The organism is Dactylosporangium darangshiense, assembly GCF_039537565.1.
Lineage (GTDB): Bacteria > Actinomycetota > Actinomycetes > Mycobacteriales > Micromonosporaceae > Dactylosporangium > Dactylosporangium darangshiense.
Genome location: NZ_BAABAT010000016.1, coordinates 184,948 through 201,722, shown reverse-complemented (window position 1 = coordinate 201,722; position 16,775 = coordinate 184,948). Strand labels below are relative to the sequence as shown.

At 73.1% G+C, this 16,775-nt stretch carries 16 protein-coding genes; 6 read left to right on the top strand and 10 right to left on the bottom strand.

The features are described 5' to 3' along the window. Positions 1-34: 34 nt before the first annotated feature. From ABD901_RS28040 to ABD901_RS28030, 3 genes are read right to left on the bottom strand one after another with little or no spacing between them, the layout of a single operon-like run. Positions 35-931, bottom strand: coding sequence for a metal ABC transporter permease (locus ABD901_RS28040; protein WP_345130860.1), 897 nt, complete (start codon positions 929-931; stop codon positions 35-37). Further along, positions 928-1,761 carry a metal ABC transporter ATP-binding protein gene (locus tag ABD901_RS28035; RefSeq protein ID WP_345130857.1) on the bottom strand — a complete coding sequence of 278 codons (834 nt, stop codon included), beginning with the start codon at positions 1,759-1,761 and terminating at the stop codon, positions 928-930. The genes ABD901_RS28040 and ABD901_RS28035 overlap by 4 nt, the downstream gene beginning before the upstream one ends. 20 nt (positions 1,762-1,781) lie before the next feature. Then, positions 1,782-2,714 carry a metal ABC transporter solute-binding protein, Zn/Mn family gene (locus ABD901_RS28030; protein ID WP_345130855.1) on the bottom strand — a complete coding sequence of 311 codons (933 nt, stop codon included), beginning with the start codon at positions 2,712-2,714 and terminating at the stop codon, positions 1,782-1,784. Between the two features lie 311 nt (positions 2,715-3,025). On the opposite strand from ABD901_RS28030, the gene ABD901_RS28025 reads away from it, so the two are divergent. From ABD901_RS28025 to ABD901_RS28000, 6 genes are all read left to right on the top strand, one after another. Beyond that, positions 3,026-3,991: an ATP-binding protein gene (locus ABD901_RS28025; protein ID WP_345130852.1), complete on the top strand. Its 966-nt coding sequence runs from the start codon at positions 3,026-3,028 to the stop codon at positions 3,989-3,991. Between the two features lie 23 nt (positions 3,992-4,014). Then, entirely contained in the window at positions 4,015-4,407 is a 393-nt protein-coding gene (locus tag ABD901_RS28020; protein WP_345130850.1) for an SCO5389 family protein, read from the top strand. 171 nt (positions 4,408-4,578) lie between these two features. Then, positions 4,579-4,980 carry a Fur family transcriptional regulator gene (locus ABD901_RS28015; protein WP_345130848.1) on the top strand — a complete coding sequence of 134 codons (402 nt, stop codon included), beginning with the start codon at positions 4,579-4,581 and terminating at the stop codon, positions 4,978-4,980. 254 nt (positions 4,981-5,234) lie between these two features. Beyond that, on the top strand, positions 5,235-5,534 hold the full coding sequence (locus ABD901_RS28010; RefSeq protein ID WP_345130846.1) for an ArsR/SmtB family transcription factor: 300 nt from the start codon (positions 5,235-5,237) through the stop codon (positions 5,532-5,534). Further along, positions 5,531-8,860, top strand: a complete 3,330-nt coding sequence (locus ABD901_RS28005) for a hypothetical protein (RefSeq protein ID WP_345130843.1) — start codon at positions 5,531-5,533, stop codon at positions 8,858-8,860. The genes ABD901_RS28010 and ABD901_RS28005 overlap by 4 nt, the downstream gene beginning before the upstream one ends. Before the next feature lie 56 nt (positions 8,861-8,916). Continuing rightward, positions 8,917-9,318: a hypothetical protein gene (locus ABD901_RS28000; protein WP_345130841.1), complete on the top strand. Its 402-nt coding sequence runs from the start codon at positions 8,917-8,919 to the stop codon at positions 9,316-9,318. 87 nt (positions 9,319-9,405) lie between these two features. Here ABD901_RS28000 and ABD901_RS27995 read toward each other — a convergent pair whose 3' ends face one another. Genes ABD901_RS27995 through ABD901_RS27965 form a run of 7 tightly spaced genes read right to left on the bottom strand, consistent with a single transcriptional unit; the run spans position 9,406 to position 16,773 of the window. Next, positions 9,406-9,912: a flavin reductase family protein gene (locus ABD901_RS27995; RefSeq protein WP_345130839.1), complete on the bottom strand. Its 507-nt coding sequence runs from the start codon at positions 9,910-9,912 to the stop codon at positions 9,406-9,408. Beyond that, the gene (locus ABD901_RS27990) at positions 9,912-11,069 is read right to left on the bottom strand and encodes an LLM class flavin-dependent oxidoreductase (RefSeq protein ID WP_345130904.1); all 1,158 of its coding nucleotides are present in this window, start codon (positions 11,067-11,069) and stop codon (positions 9,912-9,914) included. Before ABD901_RS27990 ends, ABD901_RS27995 begins: the two co-directional genes overlap by 1 nt. Then, on the bottom strand, positions 11,069-12,238 hold the full coding sequence (locus ABD901_RS27985; RefSeq protein WP_345130837.1) for an SfnB family sulfur acquisition oxidoreductase: 1,170 nt from the start codon (positions 12,236-12,238) through the stop codon (positions 11,069-11,071). Before ABD901_RS27985 ends, ABD901_RS27990 begins: the two co-directional genes overlap by 1 nt. Continuing rightward, positions 12,235-13,383, bottom strand: coding sequence for an acyl-CoA dehydrogenase family protein (locus tag ABD901_RS27980; protein WP_345130835.1), 1,149 nt, complete (start codon positions 13,381-13,383; stop codon positions 12,235-12,237). Before ABD901_RS27980 ends, ABD901_RS27985 begins: the two co-directional genes overlap by 4 nt. After that, complete coding sequence (locus ABD901_RS27975) at positions 13,380-15,032, bottom strand: dipeptide ABC transporter ATP-binding protein (RefSeq protein ID WP_345130833.1); 1,653 nt, start codon at positions 15,030-15,032, stop codon at positions 13,380-13,382. Before ABD901_RS27975 ends, ABD901_RS27980 begins: the two co-directional genes overlap by 4 nt. Beyond that, positions 15,029-15,844: an ABC transporter permease gene (locus ABD901_RS27970; RefSeq protein WP_345130831.1), complete on the bottom strand. Its 816-nt coding sequence runs from the start codon at positions 15,842-15,844 to the stop codon at positions 15,029-15,031. The genes ABD901_RS27975 and ABD901_RS27970 overlap by 4 nt, the downstream gene beginning before the upstream one ends. Beyond that, positions 15,841-16,773, bottom strand: a complete 933-nt coding sequence (locus tag ABD901_RS27965; protein WP_345130828.1) for an ABC transporter permease — start codon at positions 16,771-16,773, stop codon at positions 15,841-15,843. The genes ABD901_RS27970 and ABD901_RS27965 overlap by 4 nt, the downstream gene beginning before the upstream one ends. Positions 16,774-16,775 lie beyond the last annotated feature (2 nt).

Sequence of the window (16,775 nt, the reverse complement as noted above, 5' to 3'; positions counted from 1 at the left end):
GTGCTGAGGGCCACCGCCCGGCGGCGCTTGCCGGTCAGGCTGTGATGGGCGATTGGGCGTGAGCGGGCGGCAGGGTGGCCCACCCGCGCGCTCGGCGGCGGGCGCCGATGAGTCGGCAGACGAGGTAGATGGTGAAGGAGATGGTGGTGACGTATGGGCTGATCGGGATGCTGCTGCCGAGGGCGAGCAGGATGCCGCCGACCGTCGAGCCGACCGCGAAAACGACGCTGAGCAGGGTGCCGAGCAGCGGCGAGGCGGTGACGTGCATGGCTGCGGCGGCGGGGGTGACGAGGATGCTGAGCACGAGGAGCGCGCCGACGATCTGGACCGACATCGCCACGGCGAGCCCGAGCAGCAGCATGAACACCGGTGACAGCGCGGCGACCGGGACGCCGCGGGCGGCGGCGAGGCCGGGGTCGGTGCTGGCGAAGCTCAGCGGGCGCCAGATCAGCGCGAGGCCGAGCAGCACGATCGCCGAGGTTACGACCAGCCACGACAGCTGGGGTGTGTCGACCGCAACGATCTGCCCGGTCAGCAGGCCGAACTTGTTCGCAGCCCGGCCCTTGTAGAGCGCGAGGAACAGCACACCGAGGCCGAGCCCGAAGGGCATCAGCACGCCGATGATCGAGTTACGGTCCCGGGCCCGGTTGCCCAGCGCGCCGATGACCACCGCGGCCAGGATCGAGCCGACCAGTGAGCCCACCACCACGTTCACGCCGAGCAGGAGCGCGCCCGACGCGCCGGCGAAGGACAGCTCGCTGATGCCGTGCACGGCGAACGGCATGTCGCGTTTGATGACGAAAGTGCTGATCAATCCGCCGACGACGCCGAGGATCGCGCCGGCGATGAGCGAATTGTGCACGAGCGTCAGCAGCTGCGGGTAGTCGGTGAAGTTGAAGATGCGGTGCCAGATGTCGGAGGGATCGGTCACGCGGCACCACCGGCAGCCGCCAGGGCGTGATCCGCGTCCGGCGCGGTCTCAGGCAGACCGGCGACGACGATCCGGCCCCCGGTGTGGATCACGTCGATGGGCATACCGTACAGCTCGCTCAGCGTGGCCGAGTTGAGCACCTGCTCGACCGAGCCGACCCGGAACTGGCCGCTGGCCAGGTAAAGGACCCGGTCGACGTAGGGCAGGACGGGGTTGATCTCGTGGGTGACGAAGACGACGGCGGTGTCGCTGGTGCGCCGCCGGCGGTCGACGAGGGCGGTGACGGTGCGCTGGCTGCGCATGTCGAGCGAGAGCAGGGGTTCGTCGCACAGCAGCAGCTTCGGGTCGGCGACGAGGGCCTGCGCGATGCGGACGCGCTGCTGCTCGCCGCCCGAGAGCAGCCCGATGGGCATATCCGCGAACGGGGTTGCGCCGACCGCGTCCAGGACGGCCTCGATCTTGCGTCGGCGGCCGGGGCCAGGCCAGCCGATGCCCCACCGGTGACCGTCGAGTCCTTGGCCGACGACGTCGCGGACGCGCAGCGGGACGAGCGGGTCGACGTGGCGCTGCTGCGGCACGTATCCGATGTCGTCGCGGCCCCGCCGGGGTGGGTGCCCGGCGACCAGGACCGTTCCGGTGTCCAGGCGTTGCAGGCCGAGGATGGCGCGCAGCAGGCTGGTCTTGCCGGAACCGTTGGCGCCGAGCACGGCCAGGAACTCGCCCGGCTCGACCTGGAGGTTCAGGCCCGACCACAGGCACCGCCGGCCGTAGCGCAGCGACGCGTCGCGCAACGCCAGGGCCGGGGCACTGGCGTGCGCGACAGCGCTCACCGCCGGAGTGGTGCGGGTATTCATCGCAGCGCGGTCTCGATCGCCGACAGGTTGCCGCTCATCCACGAGATGTACTCCTTGCCGTCGGGCAGCGTCTCGGTCACCGGCACCACGGCGATGTTGTTCGTCTTGGCCGCGTTCAGCATCTTCTCGGTCTCCGGGCCGGTGGTCTGCTCGTTGTAGGCCAGCAGCTTGACCTCCTTGTGCGCGAAGAGGTCGAGTGTCTCCTGCAGCACGTTCGCCGGGACGTCGGTGCCTTCTTCGATAGCCTCGCTGAACTCGTCGGGCGTCTTGTTCTCCAGCCCGCACGCTTCCAGCATGTACAGCGGCACCGGCTCGGTGATGGCCGCTCCGGCGCCCGTGTGGGCCGCCTTGATCGAGGCCTCCCTGGCCTCCAGCTGCTGCATCTTCTGCTTGAAGGTGGCGGCGTTGGCGGTGAAGGTCGATGCGCCCGCAGGGTCGGCCTCGGCCAGCGCGGCGGCCAGCTGGTCGGCGAGCTTCTCGATGGTGGGGAAGTCGTACCAGACGTGCTCGTTGAGATTCTTGCCGCCGGTCGCCTTCTTACCCGAGATGTCGACGACGTTGAGCACCTTGGCGGAGTTGCCGGCCGACTTGAGCATGGTGTCGACGAAGTCGTCGTAGCCGCCCCCGTTCTCGATCACCACCCTGGCCTTCGACAGCGCCAGCTGGGTGCGGGTGTTCGCCTCGTACGAGTGCGGGTCGGCGTCAGGGTTGCTGATGATCGACGTGACCGAAGCCCGGTCCCCGGCAATCTGCTTGGCGATGTCGCCGTAGACGTTGGTCGACGCGACCACCGGCACCGCCGCGGCCGCGCCCGCCGAACTGGCCGACGCCCCGGCGGGCTGGTCCGACGCGGACGAGCCACAGGCCGCCAGGAACATCGTCAACGAGAGCGCACCGGCGCCCCACCAGCCCAGAGTTCGACGTGACACTACTATCGCCCACCCTCCACCGCGTATTCGTAATGAAATCCGTTTCCATCAGGACCATAAGGCAACTGGCTTTGACGGACAAGCCACCGGATGTGATCTCGTGCGGACCGGCCGACGTTCGCACCGCGGGCCGGCGTCCCGATGTCGGAAGCCGGCCCGAAGCATTGTCGTAAGCGCATAACCGCATGCGGGCGTTCCGCTTCAAGCGCTCGAGGCGGAACGCCCGATAGTCGAGATCAGTTTGTGTGTCGCGCGGTTGCTGTTCGTGGGTTCCGCTTGACTGTGGAATTGAAAACCGATACCAACAAGGGGTGAAAGCTGCCTTCGTCGGCAAGGGTGGCAGCGGCAAGACCACCCTTGCCGCACTGTTCTGCCGGTTCCTCGGGGTCCAGGACGCCCCGCGCGTGCTGGCCTTCGACGCCGACATCAACCAGCATTTGGCCGTGGCGCTCGGCGCCGATCCTGACGAGGCCGCGCTGCTGCCGGCCCTCGGCGATCATCTCGAGGAGATCAAGGAGTACTTGCGGGGGAGCAACTCGCGCATCGAATCCGCGGCGGCGATGCTGAAGACGACGCCGCCCGGGCCCGGGTCGCGGATTCTGCGCGTTGACGGGCCGAATCCGCTGTACGAGCGGCTGGTCCGGCCCTTCGGCGGAGTGCGGCTGGCCGCGACCGGCCCGTTCGCCGCCGACGACCTCGGGGTGGCCTGCTATCACTCGAAGGTCGGCGCGGTGGAGCTCATGCTCAACCACCTGGCCGACGGGCCCGGCGAATACGCGGTGGTCGACATGACCGCGGGTGCCGACTCGTTCGCCTCCGGGCTGTTCACCCGGTTCGACCTCACCTTCGTGGTGTGCGAGCCGACGGTGCGCAGCGTCGGGGTGTACAGCCAGTACGTCGGCTACGCCCGCGACCACGACGTGCGGGTCGCCGTCGTGGGCAACAAGGTCGACGACGCCGACGACGTGGCGTTCCTGCGCGACGAGGTCGGCGATGACCTGCTGTGCTGGATCGGCCGGTCCGGCTTCGTCAAGGCGACCGAACGCGGCCGGTTCCTGCCGATCGACGAGCTGGAGCCGAGCAACGCGCAAGCCCTGGCCACGATGCGGGCGGCGCTGGACCGGTGCGGCAAGGACTGGTCCCGCTACGCGCAGCAGGCCGCCGAGTTCCACACCCGCAACGCTCTCGCGTGGGGCAACGCCCGTGCCGGCGCCGACCTGACCGCGCAGATCGATCCGGGCTTCACCCTGGCGCCGGCGACCGCCGCCGCGCGCTGAGCACCGCAACCGAGGAGGAGCACATGTCGCTCAACGTCCCCACCGCCCTGCTGGAGCGCGCGGAGGCCGGCCCGGTCGACGACGCCGACTTCGTCGCCTGCGTGCGCGAGTCGCTGCCGTACGCCTGGGTCGTCATCAGTGGCGTCGTCGCCGACCTGCGGGCCGACGGCGGAGAGTTCGCCGACCACAGCGTCCCACCGCCGTCGGAGGCCGAGCGCGGCCAGCTGCTGCGGGCCCTGGCCAGCGACGCCATCCGGGGCGGCCTCGAGCGGCACTTCGGCGTGACGCTCGCCTTCCAGAACTGCCACCGCATTGCCGCGTTCACGCCGGACGCCGTGGGCGGCGAGCGGTACCGCGCGTTCGTCTCGCCGCGGGGCCAGCTGCTCAACCAGTCCCCGGAACTGCGTGACTGCTGAACCGCGGCACGACGCCGGGCCCGCCGGTGACGGCCCGGCGCTGCGGGTCAACCTGGTCGTGCGGCGAACCGCGGCGGGCCCTCGGCAACATCGAGCGTCTCGGCCGCGAGGTTCTCCCGCAGCTGCGCCGCCTACACTGAACACCTGGGCCGGACATATGGTGGGGTGGCAATGAATGACATGATCAGCGGTGCGTCCCGCAACACCCGGCAACGCTACGAAGTGCTCGCGCTGCTGGACGAGGTCGCGGACTTCCGCACGCCGCAGCAGCTGCACGCCCTGTTGCGCGAACGCGGGGCGCAGGTCGGCCTGACCACGGTGTACCGGACGTTGCAGCTGCTGCAGGAGGCCGGCGAGGTCGATGTGACCCGCCTGCCCGGCGGCGAGCAACTGTTCCGCCGCTGCGGCGCAAGCCACCACCATCACCTCGTCTGCCGCTCATGCAACGCCACCGTCGAGGTCCGCGGCCCGGCCGTGGAGCGCTGGACCGAACGCATTGCCGCCGAGCACGGCTTCACCGAGGTCGGGCACACCCTCGAGATCTTCGGCACCTGCTCGCGCTGCAGCCGCTGACCGTGACACTCCCGGCGGCGGCACGCGCACATCACGTCCAGCATCGCCCGCAGGAACGTGTCGCCGAGCCCGGCGGCGGCCCGGCCCTCATCGGGTGCCTACGAGCACCGGAAAGTGCCTCCTCAGGTCCCGCAGTAGCGCAACGGCGGCGGCACGCCACGGACACGGCATGCAGACATGGCAATGTGACATCTCGTTAAGTGAAATGAAAACGAGTATCGTCTGCGCGTCCATCTGGTTGTCGAGGAGCGCCGATGCCGACGCCGTATGCCGCGCACCACGAGCGGATCAGCGCGCTGTTCCGCGCCTTGTCCGCGCCGACCCGGCTGGCGATCGTCGAGCTGCTCGTCGCCCATCACCAGCTGCACGTGCACGAGATCGTCGAAGCGACAGGCGCGCCGCAGACCCTCACGTCACAGCATCTTCGGGTGCTGCGCCATGCGCGCCTGGTGGACCGGATCCCGGCCGGCCGTAGCGTGGTCTACCGCCTCGCCGACCCGCAGATCGCCGCGATCCTCGCCGCAGCGGTGCAGTTCTTCGGTGACCCGGGGTGACTGATCGCGGCCTGAGCGTGGGCTCGCCCGCGCGGATGGACGTGTATCCGCATCGGTCCGCGATGCAAGCGGTCCGGGCGTTCAAGGATCTGTTGCGTGAGCTGTACGTCGCGGCAGGCCGGCCTGCGTTGACGGCCGTCACCGAGCATGCCCGCATCCTTGCCGCCCAGGCCGGCGCCGGTCACGGACCGACCCGCACCGCCGTCGCGGCGATGCTACGCGGCGACTCGGGCGTACCCACCGAGTCTTATGCCGTACTCGTCGGCGCCGCGCTGGCTCTGACCGCTGGCCGCGACCCTGCCGTGGTCGGCGACCTCGTCCGTGCCGCATGGCACACCGCGCACACCACCAGCCGCACCCTGCGTGGCCGGCGGCCCGGTGTGCCGGTTGGCGACGCCGACCCGTTCGGGCTCGGTGTGCACCGCGTGGACGGCTCGTCGAACCTGCCGCCATATACCCGCCGGCCGCACGACGACGGAGCGGCCGGCATCGTCGCGCAGGCCCGATCCGGGACCACCCGAATCCTGCCGATCGTCGGACCGCCGGGCTCCGGCCGCGCCCGGACGGCGTGGGAGGCTGTCCGGTCGTTGCCCGACCTGTGGCGGATCTGGCGGCCCGACGTCGACCCTGCAGCCGCCGTGGCCGCGGCCGGACCGTACACGGTCGTATGGCTGACCGACGGTGCCGACCTGCTGCAGCCGGAGGCCGGACCCGCCCTGGCCGCGGCCATCCAGGTCCTTGCCGAGGCACCGGACCGCGGGCCTGTCCTGGTGGTGCTCATCCTCGGGCCCACACCGTGGGCTCAGCTCACCGACCCGCCGACGCCAGGCGAACCCGATCCCCACGCCGCCGCACGATCACTGCTTCGCGGCCAAGCCGTCGTCGTCCCCGCCACCTTCACCACTGCGGAGCTGGCCGCGTTGCGATCCGGCGCAGATCCGGTCCTTCGCCACGCCGCGGCCACCGACGACGGCCAGGTCACGCAGGTCCTGGCCGATGTGCAGGGTCGACTGCGTCGCTATCGGCAGGCGCCGGCGACGGTACGGGCGATGCTCGACGCCGCCGTCGACGCCCGCCGGTTCGGCCACCCACCGCGTATCCCGGCAGCGCTGCTGCGGCATGTCGTCGACGACGACGCTGCCGCACTCGCCGCGATCGCCTGGGCCACCGACGCCGGGCTTCTCATCCAGGACGCTCCCGCGGCCGATGCGGTCGGGCCGGCCTATCGGCTTGCCGACGCCGTGCACGATGCGGCCGCGTCCGAGCGGATGGCGATGTTCCCGCCGGCCGGGTTCTGGGATGCCCTCACCGCTACGGTCACCGACGCGGCCGTCCTGCGCACTGCCGGCGAACACGCTGAACGACGCGGCCGCACCGCCAGAGCAGCCCACATGTATCAACTCGCCATGCACGGTAGCGACGTCGCCGCGATCACCCGGTTGAGCATCCTTCGGGAGCGGACCGGCGATCACGGCGGCGCGGACGCGCTGGCCGTGCGCGCCGCGCGGCTCGGCCACGGGGCCGCGCTCGAGCGGCTCGCCGTCGCCGCCGACGAGCAGGGCGACGCCGGCCGGGCCGACGCCCTGGCGCACACTGCGGCCGGTACCGGCGACACGACCCTGTTGTGCCTGCTCGCCGGGCGCTGTCCCGGTACGGCGCGGGCTGAGGACCTGTACCGGGCGGCCGCCGAGCAGGGCAGTGCGCCCGCCGCTGCCGAGCTCGCCCTCATCGCCCACGCGCGCGGCGACGCCGGCGATGTCCAGCGGCGCAGCATGCAGGCCGCGGCCGGTGGCGACACCAGCGCGCTGCGGCGCATCGCCGAGTGGCACCGCGCCGGCGGGGCGCTCGACCAGGCGGAGCGGTTCGCGGTCGCAGCGGCCCGGCAAGGCAGCGCCTTCGAGCATCGTGTCGTGCGGGAGGAGCAACGCTGGTTCGGCAAGCCGGAGGCGGCGGCGTCCCTGCTGGCGCGCATCGCCGATATCGACGGAGCGGCGCTGCGCCGGTTGCAGGCGGGCCAGGCGGTCAGCGTCACCCGGACCCTCGCGGCCGGGCTGCGACTGGCGTGCCGGCGGCACACCGGCCCCCTGCGCGCCCTGGCCGTCGACCGGCACCGTCACGGCGATCCGGCCGACGCGCTGCGGCTGGCGGTCATCGCGGCGCGGTGTACGGATCCGTCGGCGCTGACCGAACTCGCGATGCAGCTCGCCGCAGCCGCCGATGACGAGGCGGCGGTGCGGATGGCCGAGCGGGCCGCGTCCTTCGGCGACAGCACCGCACTGCGCCGGTTGGCCCGGCTCTTCCGCCGGCGGGGTGACGCGGATGAGGCGCTGCGCCTGCTGGAGCACGCCGCCGCCGGCGGCGACCCGGACGCGCTGTTCGACCTGGCTCGAACCCTGCACCAGCGCGGCGACACCGAGGCCGCCGAACCGCTGTACCGCGCAGCGGCACGCGGCGGTGTCGGTGACGCCGCCAACGCCCTCGCCCAGCTGCTGCAGGACACCGACCCCGCCGCTGCGGCCGGGTATGCCCAGCGGGCCGAACGGCTGGGCCATCCCACCGCCCAACGCGACCTCGGCCAGGCCCGCGAACGTGGCGGCGACCTGACGGCCGCGGCCGCGCTATACCGCCGGGCGGCCGACCGCGGCGACGACGTCGCGGCCCGCCTGCTGGCCCGGCTGTGGGACCGTCACCAGCACCGCGACGCCGCCATGCTGGCCACCGCAGCGGCCGGGCACGGCACCCCGGCCATCCTGCGGCACCTCGCCGACCTGCGCCGATCCGAACGCCCCGACGAGGCCGCGGCCCTGTCGTGGTCGGCGTATACGCACGGCGACCAGCAGGCACTGCTGCATCTGCCACACATGCGCGCCGAGGACGACGGCGACCCGGCCCGCGCCGAGCGCCTCGCCCTGGACACAGCCGTGCAGCACCGGCGGCGGGCCGTCGCCGACCTCGGCACAGTGCGGGCCCTGACCGGGGACGTTGCCGGCGCGGAACGGCTGTACCGCAAGGCGGCAGCAGCGGGCGTCCCGGCCGACCTCCGGCCGGTCATCCGGGCCCGACTGGCCGCCGATGCGCCGGTTCCCGACGCTGTCGCCGCACTGTATGAGCAGGCCGGAGCCCATCTGGTCATCGCCCGCCGCGATCTTGCCAACGGCGACCTGCGCCAGGCCGCGGCCCGCTGCATCCTGGCGGCCAATGCCGCCGACCCGGACGCGATCCCGCAGCTGGTCCGGCTCTACCGGCAGGCCGGGGACCGGGTCGCCGCGGACAAGGTCGAGCGGTACGGTCTGAGCGATGAGGGCGAGCCGGCCCCGGCGTGGTAGGGCGCGGGCCCGGGCAGCTGCCAAGGCAAGTACGCCGCGCACAGGCGGAGGTCGGCATGGACCTGTCGGGGTTCGAGCGGGTCACCCCGCAGCGGTTGGACGAGATGCGCGTGCTGGCGGCGCGGGTCGCGGCGATCCTCGGAGAGGCGGGACTGCCGGTGTGCTTGGCGCTGGAGACATTTAGTTCGCATCCCGACGAGTGGGGTGCGTCGGTCGGCATCGACGTCCAGGCGCCGGGCGAGGTGTCGGTCACGTGGGAGAACCCGGCGCCGTTGCGGCGGCGGTCGATCGATCGGTCCGGGGAACAGGACTGGACGCACCGGGACGTGCGGCTGAACGTCGAGGCAGCGATGGCGTTCGGTGCGGCGATCGCCGATGTGCTGCACGCCGCCGGCTACGACACGGGGCAGGGCGTCGACTTCGACCCCGCGGCCGTGTGGGTGCGGCCGCGCGCGTAACGCACAGCGCGCCGCAGCGCGTAACGCACAGCACCAGCTCGGCCCGGTGAGCGTCCACGCGTACATCCGGCCGGGGGTACGCGGTGGTCAGCCGGGCTGGACGCGACCGAAGCGGCTGCGATGGAAGACCAGCGGGGACGGCTCCGCCACGGCGGTGTGTTCCACGGCGACCAGGCGCAGCAGCACGATCGTGTGGTCGCCGGCGAGGACCTCGTCGTAGATGGTCGTGTCGAACTGGGCCAGGCCGTCGTCGAGGGTGAGCGCGCCGTCCGGCGTCGCCGTGGTGGACAGTCCGTCGAAGCGGCGCTCGACGGGGCCGGCCAGCTGGCGGGCGACGGCGGAGTGGTGATCGGCCAGGATGGTGACGCCGAGGTGGGCGGCGCGGCGCAGGTCGGGCCACGTCTTGGAGGCGTTGGCGATGGAGAACGACACGAGCGGCGGGTCGAGGCTCACCGAGGTGAACGAGCTCGCGGCCAGGCCGACCGGGACGCCGTCGACGATCGCGGCGACCGCCACCACGCCGCTGGGGTAGATGCCGAAGACCTCCCGCAGGCGGGTCGCGTCGAGGTCCTGGTTGGTCCGCAGTACCGTCATCATGCCTCCCTGATGGGCGCCGCACCGAACGGGACGGCGTAGGCCGGCGACCGGCCGGGGGCGGGGTGTCGCCAGAGGCCGCGCCGGGCCAGCTCGGGCAGCACACCCTCGCCGAACCGGTAGGCCTCCTCCAGATGCGGGTAGCCGGAGAGCACCAGCTCCGAGATGCCCGCGGCCGCGTACTGCTCGATCAGGTCGGCGATCTGTGCGTGGCTGCCGACGAGCGCGGTGCCCGCGCCGCCACGGACCAGGCCGACGCCGGCCCACAGGTTGGGGTACACCTCCAGGCCGTCCTTCGTGCCCCCGTTGAGGGCGAGCATCCGCCGCTGGCCCTCGGACTCGCTGCGACGCAGCCCGGCCTGCACCTTGGCGATCTGTTCCTCGGAGATGCCGGCCAGCAGCCGGTCCGCCTCCGCCCAGGCCTCCTGCGCGGTGTCGCGGGCGATGGTGTGCACCCGCAGGCCGAAGTCGAGGTGGCGGCCCTCCCGTTCGGCCAGCTTCCGCACCCGGTTGACCTTCTCGGCGACGGCGGAAGGAGGCTCGCCCCAGGTGAGGTACACGTCGGCGTGGCGGGCGGCGACGTCGAGCGCGGCGGGGGAGGAGCCGCCGAAGTAGATCCGGGGTGCCGGGTCGGGCAGCTGGGCCAGGACGGCGTCCTCGAGCGCGTAGTACTTGCCGTCGAACGTCACCGGCCGGCCGGTCCACAGCTCGCGGACGATCTGCAGGAACTCGCCGCAGCGCTCGTAGCGGCCGTCCTTGTCCAGGAAGTCGCCGAACATGCGTTGCTCGTGGCTCTCGCCGCCGGTGACGATGTTGAGCAGCAGCCGGCCGCCGGAGAGGTTCTGGAACGTGCCGGCCATCTGCGCGGCCAGGAACGGCGCGGTGAGGCCGGGCCGGAACGCCACCAGGAACTTCAGCCGCTCCGAGACGCCGGCGATCATCGCGGTGGTGATCCAGGCGTCCTCGCACCAGGCGCCGGTCGGGGTGAGGGCGGCCTCGAAGCCGAGCTGCTCGGCCGAGCGGGCGATCTGCCCGAGGTAGGCCACGGACGCGGGCCGGCCGCCGGAGTCGGCGGGGGTGCCGTGGCCGCCGCCGACGACCTGCCGGCCGTCGCCGCCGTTGGTGGGCAGGAACCAGTGAAACGTGAGCTCGGTCATCATACCTGTCCATGGTTGGGAGGCGGGGTACCGTCGACGGCCCAGCGGCCGAGGTGCTGGATCTTCCACGCGGCCGGGTCGTGCAGGGTATGGGTACGGGCGTTGCGCCAGTGCCGGTCCAGGCCGAGCCCGGCGGCGGCGGAGCGGGTGCCGGCCACCTCGAACAGCCGGCCGCCGGCCTCCAGCGCCGCCCGGGTGGTGGCGGCCCGGGCCGCGGCGACGGCGAGCGAGGCGGCGCCCGCCGACTCGGCGTCCAGGTGGGCGTCGGCGCGGTCGACGGCCCGGGCCGCCTCGGCCAGCAGCGCCTCGGCGCCGCGGACGGCCAGCTCGATCTCGCCGAACGCCTGCACGACGAGCGGGTCGTCGGCGGCCCGCTCCACGCCGGCGTCGGGGTAGGGGCGGCTCTTGTCGACGACGAACCGCGCGGCGTCGATCAGCGCCGCCCGGGCGATGCCGGCGTCGATCGCCGCGTGCAGCAGCTGGGCGAAGGCGCCATAGGTCTGCGGGCCTTCGAAGATGGTGTCGTACGGCGTGATGAGCTCCTCCGGCACGTCCACGTCGTGCAGCAGCACGGAGCCGCTGGCGGTGGTCCGCTGGCCGAGGGCGTTCCAGTCGTCGACGACCTCGAGGCCGTCGGCGTGCCGGTCGACCCACGCGACGTGCAGCGGCCCGTCGGGCCCGAGGTGGGCCAGAACCGGGATGCGGTGGGCGAGCAGTGCGCCGGTGGCGTAGAACTTGCGGCCGTTGAGCCGCCACCGCCCGGGGCCGGCCGCCGTCAGGGTCGTGCGGATGTCGCGGATGTGCCGGGTGCCGGCCTCCGACTGGGCGTTGCCGAGCCGCCGCCCGGCGAGCACCTCGCCGAACAGGCGCCGCTGCTGGGCGTCGGTGCCCTGCCGGCGCAGCTGGTTGACGTACACGAAATGGCTCTGCGGAATCTGCCCGATGTTCGGATCGCCGGTCGACAGCCGCCGCGTCACCTCGGTCACGACGGCCGCCGGCAGCCCGGGCCCGCCGTACTCGACCGGCACGGTGATGGCCAGCAGCCCGGTGCCGCTGAGCTTGTCGAGCTCGGCCAGCGGCAGGACCCGTCGCGCGTCGCGGTCGGCGGCGTCGCACGCGAACGCCTCGGCGAACTCGGCCGCGAGCGCCAGCGCCTCCTCCGGGGTCATGTGGTCTCCTCGGTGCGCGGATGGGGGTACGCCGCGCCGGGGCTGGTGCCGTCGAGCAGGTAGTGCCCGACGATCCGGTCCCGGTAGACGACCGGGTTGTGTGAGGCGAGGGTGCGGGCGTTGCGCCAGTGCCGGTCCAGCCGCAGCCGCTCGGCGGTGGCGGAGGCCCCGCCGACCTCGAACAGCTCGGTCGTCAGCCCCAGCACGAGCCGGATCACCGCACCTTGGGCGCTGAAGACGGCGGCGTCGGCCGCGTCCTGGTCCTGCGGGGCCGCCTCGAGGGCCCGGGCGGCGGCGAGGGTGGCCGCGTCGGCGGCGAACGACGCCCCGGCGATCCGCCCGACGACGGCCTGGACCTGCGAGTCCTGGGCCGGTGGCACGTCAGGGTTGAACAGGTTGCGGGTGCGGGCGTTGACAAACGCGACCGTCTCGGCGAGCGCGGCCCGGCCGATGCCGGCCAGGGTGGCCAGGTGTACCAGCTGGAAGAACGCGGCGAGCGAGGCCCGGGTGCGGTCGGTGTCGGTCACCGGCTCGACGTCCTCGGCGGCGATCGGCACGTCCTCGAAGAGTGTGGTACCGCTGCCGGTGAGCCGCTGACCGAAGCCGTCCCAGTCGTCGATGCGGGTCACGCCGGGCGCCGTGGCGGGCACGAGCACGTTGGCGGTGCGGCCGTCACCGAGGGCCGCGACGGTGTGGATCCAGTCGGCGAACAGGCTGCCGGTCGAGTAGAACTTGCGGCCGTTGAGCCGCCAGCCGTCGCCGTGCGCTGTGAGCGTGGTCTCCGGCGCGTACCACGCCGCGCTCGCCCGCTCGCTCTGGGCGTTGCCGACGATGACGCCGGCGGCGATGCGGCGCAGCCACCGGTCGCGGACCTGCGGATCGGGGTGCGCCAGGCGGGACTCGACGAAGCCGAAATGACCGCGCAGCAGCTGCGGGAGGTTGGAGTCGGCCCGGCCGAGCTGGATGAGCAGCTCGGTGAACTCGGGGATCGTCGCGTCCCGGCCCCCGTACTCGCGGGGCACGCGGACCTTGCCGAACCCGGCCTCCCGCAGCCACTCGACCGGCTCGGCGGGCAGCACGCGGTCCTGCTCGCGCTCCACGGCGCCCTCGGCGATGCGGGCGAACACCGGGTCGAAGACGCTCATGAGGACCCCAGCCGCGGCACCGCGGTGAGCAGCCGCTGGGTGTAGTCGTGCTGCGGCCGCCGGAAGACCTCGGCGGCGGTGCCGTGCTCGACGACCCGGCCGTCCTTCATGACCAGGATCCGGTCGCTGACGTGGTGGATGACGCCGAGGTCGTGGGAGATGAACAGGTAGCTCACGCCGAGCTCGTCCTGCAGGTCGGTGAGCAGGTCGAGCACCTGGGCCTGGATCGACACGTCGAGGGCGGAGACGGGCTCGTCGCAGATCACGACGGCCGGCTCGGGGGCCAGCGCCCGGGCGATCGCCACCCGCTGCCGCTGCCCGCCGGACAGCCGCAGCGGCGCCGCACCGAGGTGCGACTCGCGCAGGCCGACCTGCTCGAGCAGGCGCACGGCCCGCTCGCGCGCCTCGGCTCGCGAGCCCGGCGGCCGGGCGCCGGTGCCGAGGGCGTCGACGATGATGCGCCCGACCGACCAGCGCGGGTCGAAGGAGCTCAGCGGGTCCTGGTACACCACCCCGACCTGCTGGCGCAGCGGCCGCCGCCGGCCCGGGGTCAGCGCCGACCACGCCTCGCCGCGCAGCAGCACCTCGCCGCTGGTGGCGGCCAGGATGGCCAGGGCGATGCGGGCGGTGGTGGTCTTGCCGGAGCCGGACTCGCCGACAATGCCCAGGGTCTCGCCGCCGAACAGCTCGAAGGAGACGTCGTCGACGACGGTCCGGTCGACCTTGTCCGGGCCGCGGAAGACCTTGGTGAGGTGCCGCGCCTCGAGGATCGGCCGGCCTCGGTCGACGGGCCGGCGGGTGCGCACCGCGCCCGGGCGGCTCAGCTTGGTGTCGCGGCTGTGCTCCGACGGGATGGCGTCGAGCAGCATCCGGGTGTACTCGTGGCTCGGCTTGTGCAGCACCTGCTCGGCCGGGCCGTGCTCGACGATCTCGCCGTCGCGCATGACGGCGACCTCGTCGGCCAGCCGGGCCACGACGGACAGGTCGTGGCTGATGAGGATGATCGACGTGCCGCGCGCCTTGGCCGCGGCGAGCAGGTCGAGCACCTGCGCCTGCACCGTGACGTCGAGCGCGGTCGTCGGCTCGTCGGCGATGAGCAGTGGCGGGTCGAGCGCGATCGCGGAGGCGATGAGGGCCCGCTGGCGCAGGCCGCCGGACAGCTCGTAGGGCCGCTGCCGGGCCCGCATCTCCGGCTCGGGGACGCCGACGGAGCGCAGCAGCTCCACGGCGCGCCCGGCCCGGCCGGCGCGGGTGCCCCAGCCGTGCAGCCGCAGCGGCTCGGCCACCTCGTCGCCGACCCGGCGCAGCTGGTCGAGGGAGACGAGGGCGTCCTGCAGGACGAAGCCGACCCGCCGGCCGCGCACGGTCCGCCAGGCCCGCTCGGAGACGGTGCGCAGGTCGGTGCCGTCCAGATCGATCCGCTCGGCGGTGACCCGCGCGCCCGGGCCGGCCAGCCCGACCAGGGTGCGGGCGGTGACGCTCTTGCCGGAGCCGGACTCGCCGACGATGGCCAGGCACTGCCCGCGGCGCGCGGCGAACGACACGCCGCGGACGACCTCGGTGTCGCCGAAGGACACCCGCAGGCCCTCCACCTGCAGCAGCGCCAGGCCGGCGGCCGGCTCGACGCGTTCGGCGAGAGTCGTGGTCATCGGGCGGCTCCTCCGAGTAGGTGCTGCAGGTTGCGGCCGAGGGTCGTCACCGCGAGCGCCACCAGGACGATGACGACGCCGGGCAGGATCTCCAGCCACCAGGACGTGGTGATGTGCAGGCGGCCGGCGTCGAGCAGCGCCCCCCACTCGGAGTCCGGCGGGGCGACGCCGAGGCCGAGGAACGACAGCCCCGAGGCCCACACGACGGACTGGCCGATGCCGAGGGTGGCGACGGCGACGAGCGGGCGCACGGCGTTGGGGAACAGGTGCCGGCGCACGACGGCCAGCCGGGAGTGCCCGAGCGCGGCCGCCGCCTCGATGTACCCGGCCTGGCGCACGGCCAGGACCTGACCGCGGACCATCCGGGCGTAGCCGGGCGCGGAGCCGATGCCGACCGCGGCGATGACGGTGGCCACCGACGGGCCCCGCACCGAGATGACCAGCAGCGCCAGCAGCAGCGCCGGGAAGGCGAAGGCGACCTCGAGAACGCGGGTGATCGCTGTGTCGACGACGCCGCCGGCCAGCCCGGCGGTGAAGCCGAGCACGAGGGCGATGGCGAACGCCACCCCCGTCGCGCCGAGCCCGATGCCCATCGACTGGCGGGCGCCGTAGATGACCCGGGTGAGCAGGTCCCGGCCGGCGTCGTCGGTCCCGAACGGGTGCGCCCACGACGGCGCCAGCAGCGTCGCGTGCAGGTCGATCTCGGTCGGGCCGCGGCCGGTGAGCAGGCCCGGGGTGAGCGCCGCGATCGCGATGAGCACGACGACCAGCAGCGCCACCAGGGTTCCGGCCGACGGCAGCCGCCGGGTCACCGGGACGCCCCCAGCCGCGGGTCGACGATCGCGTAGGCGAGGTCGACGAGCAGGTTGGCCACGACGTAGATGGCCGCCACCACCAGCACGATGCCGGACACGGTGGGCACGTCGCGGGTGTTGACCGCGGTGACGAGCACCTGGCCGATGCCGGGCCGGCCGAAGATGTTCTCGGCGATGACGGCGCCGGCGACGAGGGCGCCGAGCGCCCAGCCGGACAGCGTGATCGCCGGGAGCACCGCGTGGCGCAGGACGTGGCGCAGTCGCACGCCGAAGTCCGACATGCCTCGCGTGCGGGCGGTCGTCACGAACGGCTGCGCCATTACCTGCTCGAACTCGTCGCGGGTCACCTGGCCGAGGAAGCCGGCCAGCGGGATCGCCAGGGTCAGCACCGGCAGCACGCTGCCCCAGGCGCTGGTGCCCCCGATGATCGGGAACATCCGCAGCTGCACCGCGAAGACGACGAGCAGCACGACGCCGACCCAGTAGTGCGGCAGGCTCGCCGTGAGCGCCTCCCAGCCGGCACCGAGGCCGGACAGGATCCGCCCGCGGCGGGCCGTCAGCAGGGTCCCAGCGATCGCCAGCACCCAGGCGACGGCCAGGGCCGACACGGTCAGCGTCAGGCTCGGCAGCAGCTGGCCGCCGATCACCTCGGTCACCGGGCGCTTCTGGGTGTACGAGGTGCCGAGGTCGCCGCGGAACAGGCCGCCGACGTAGTGGAGGTACTGCACGAGGATCGGGTCCTTGAAGCCGAACTGGGCGTTGACCGGGGCCAGCTCCGCGTCGGTCCACTTGCGGTCCTGGCCGGTCTGCAGGTTCATGAGCACCGTGGCGCGGTCGCCGGGGACCGCGAGCTGAGCGAAGAAGGTGACCGAGGCCGCCGCGACGATCACCGCCACCGCGCTCACCAGCTTGAGGAGGACCTTCATCG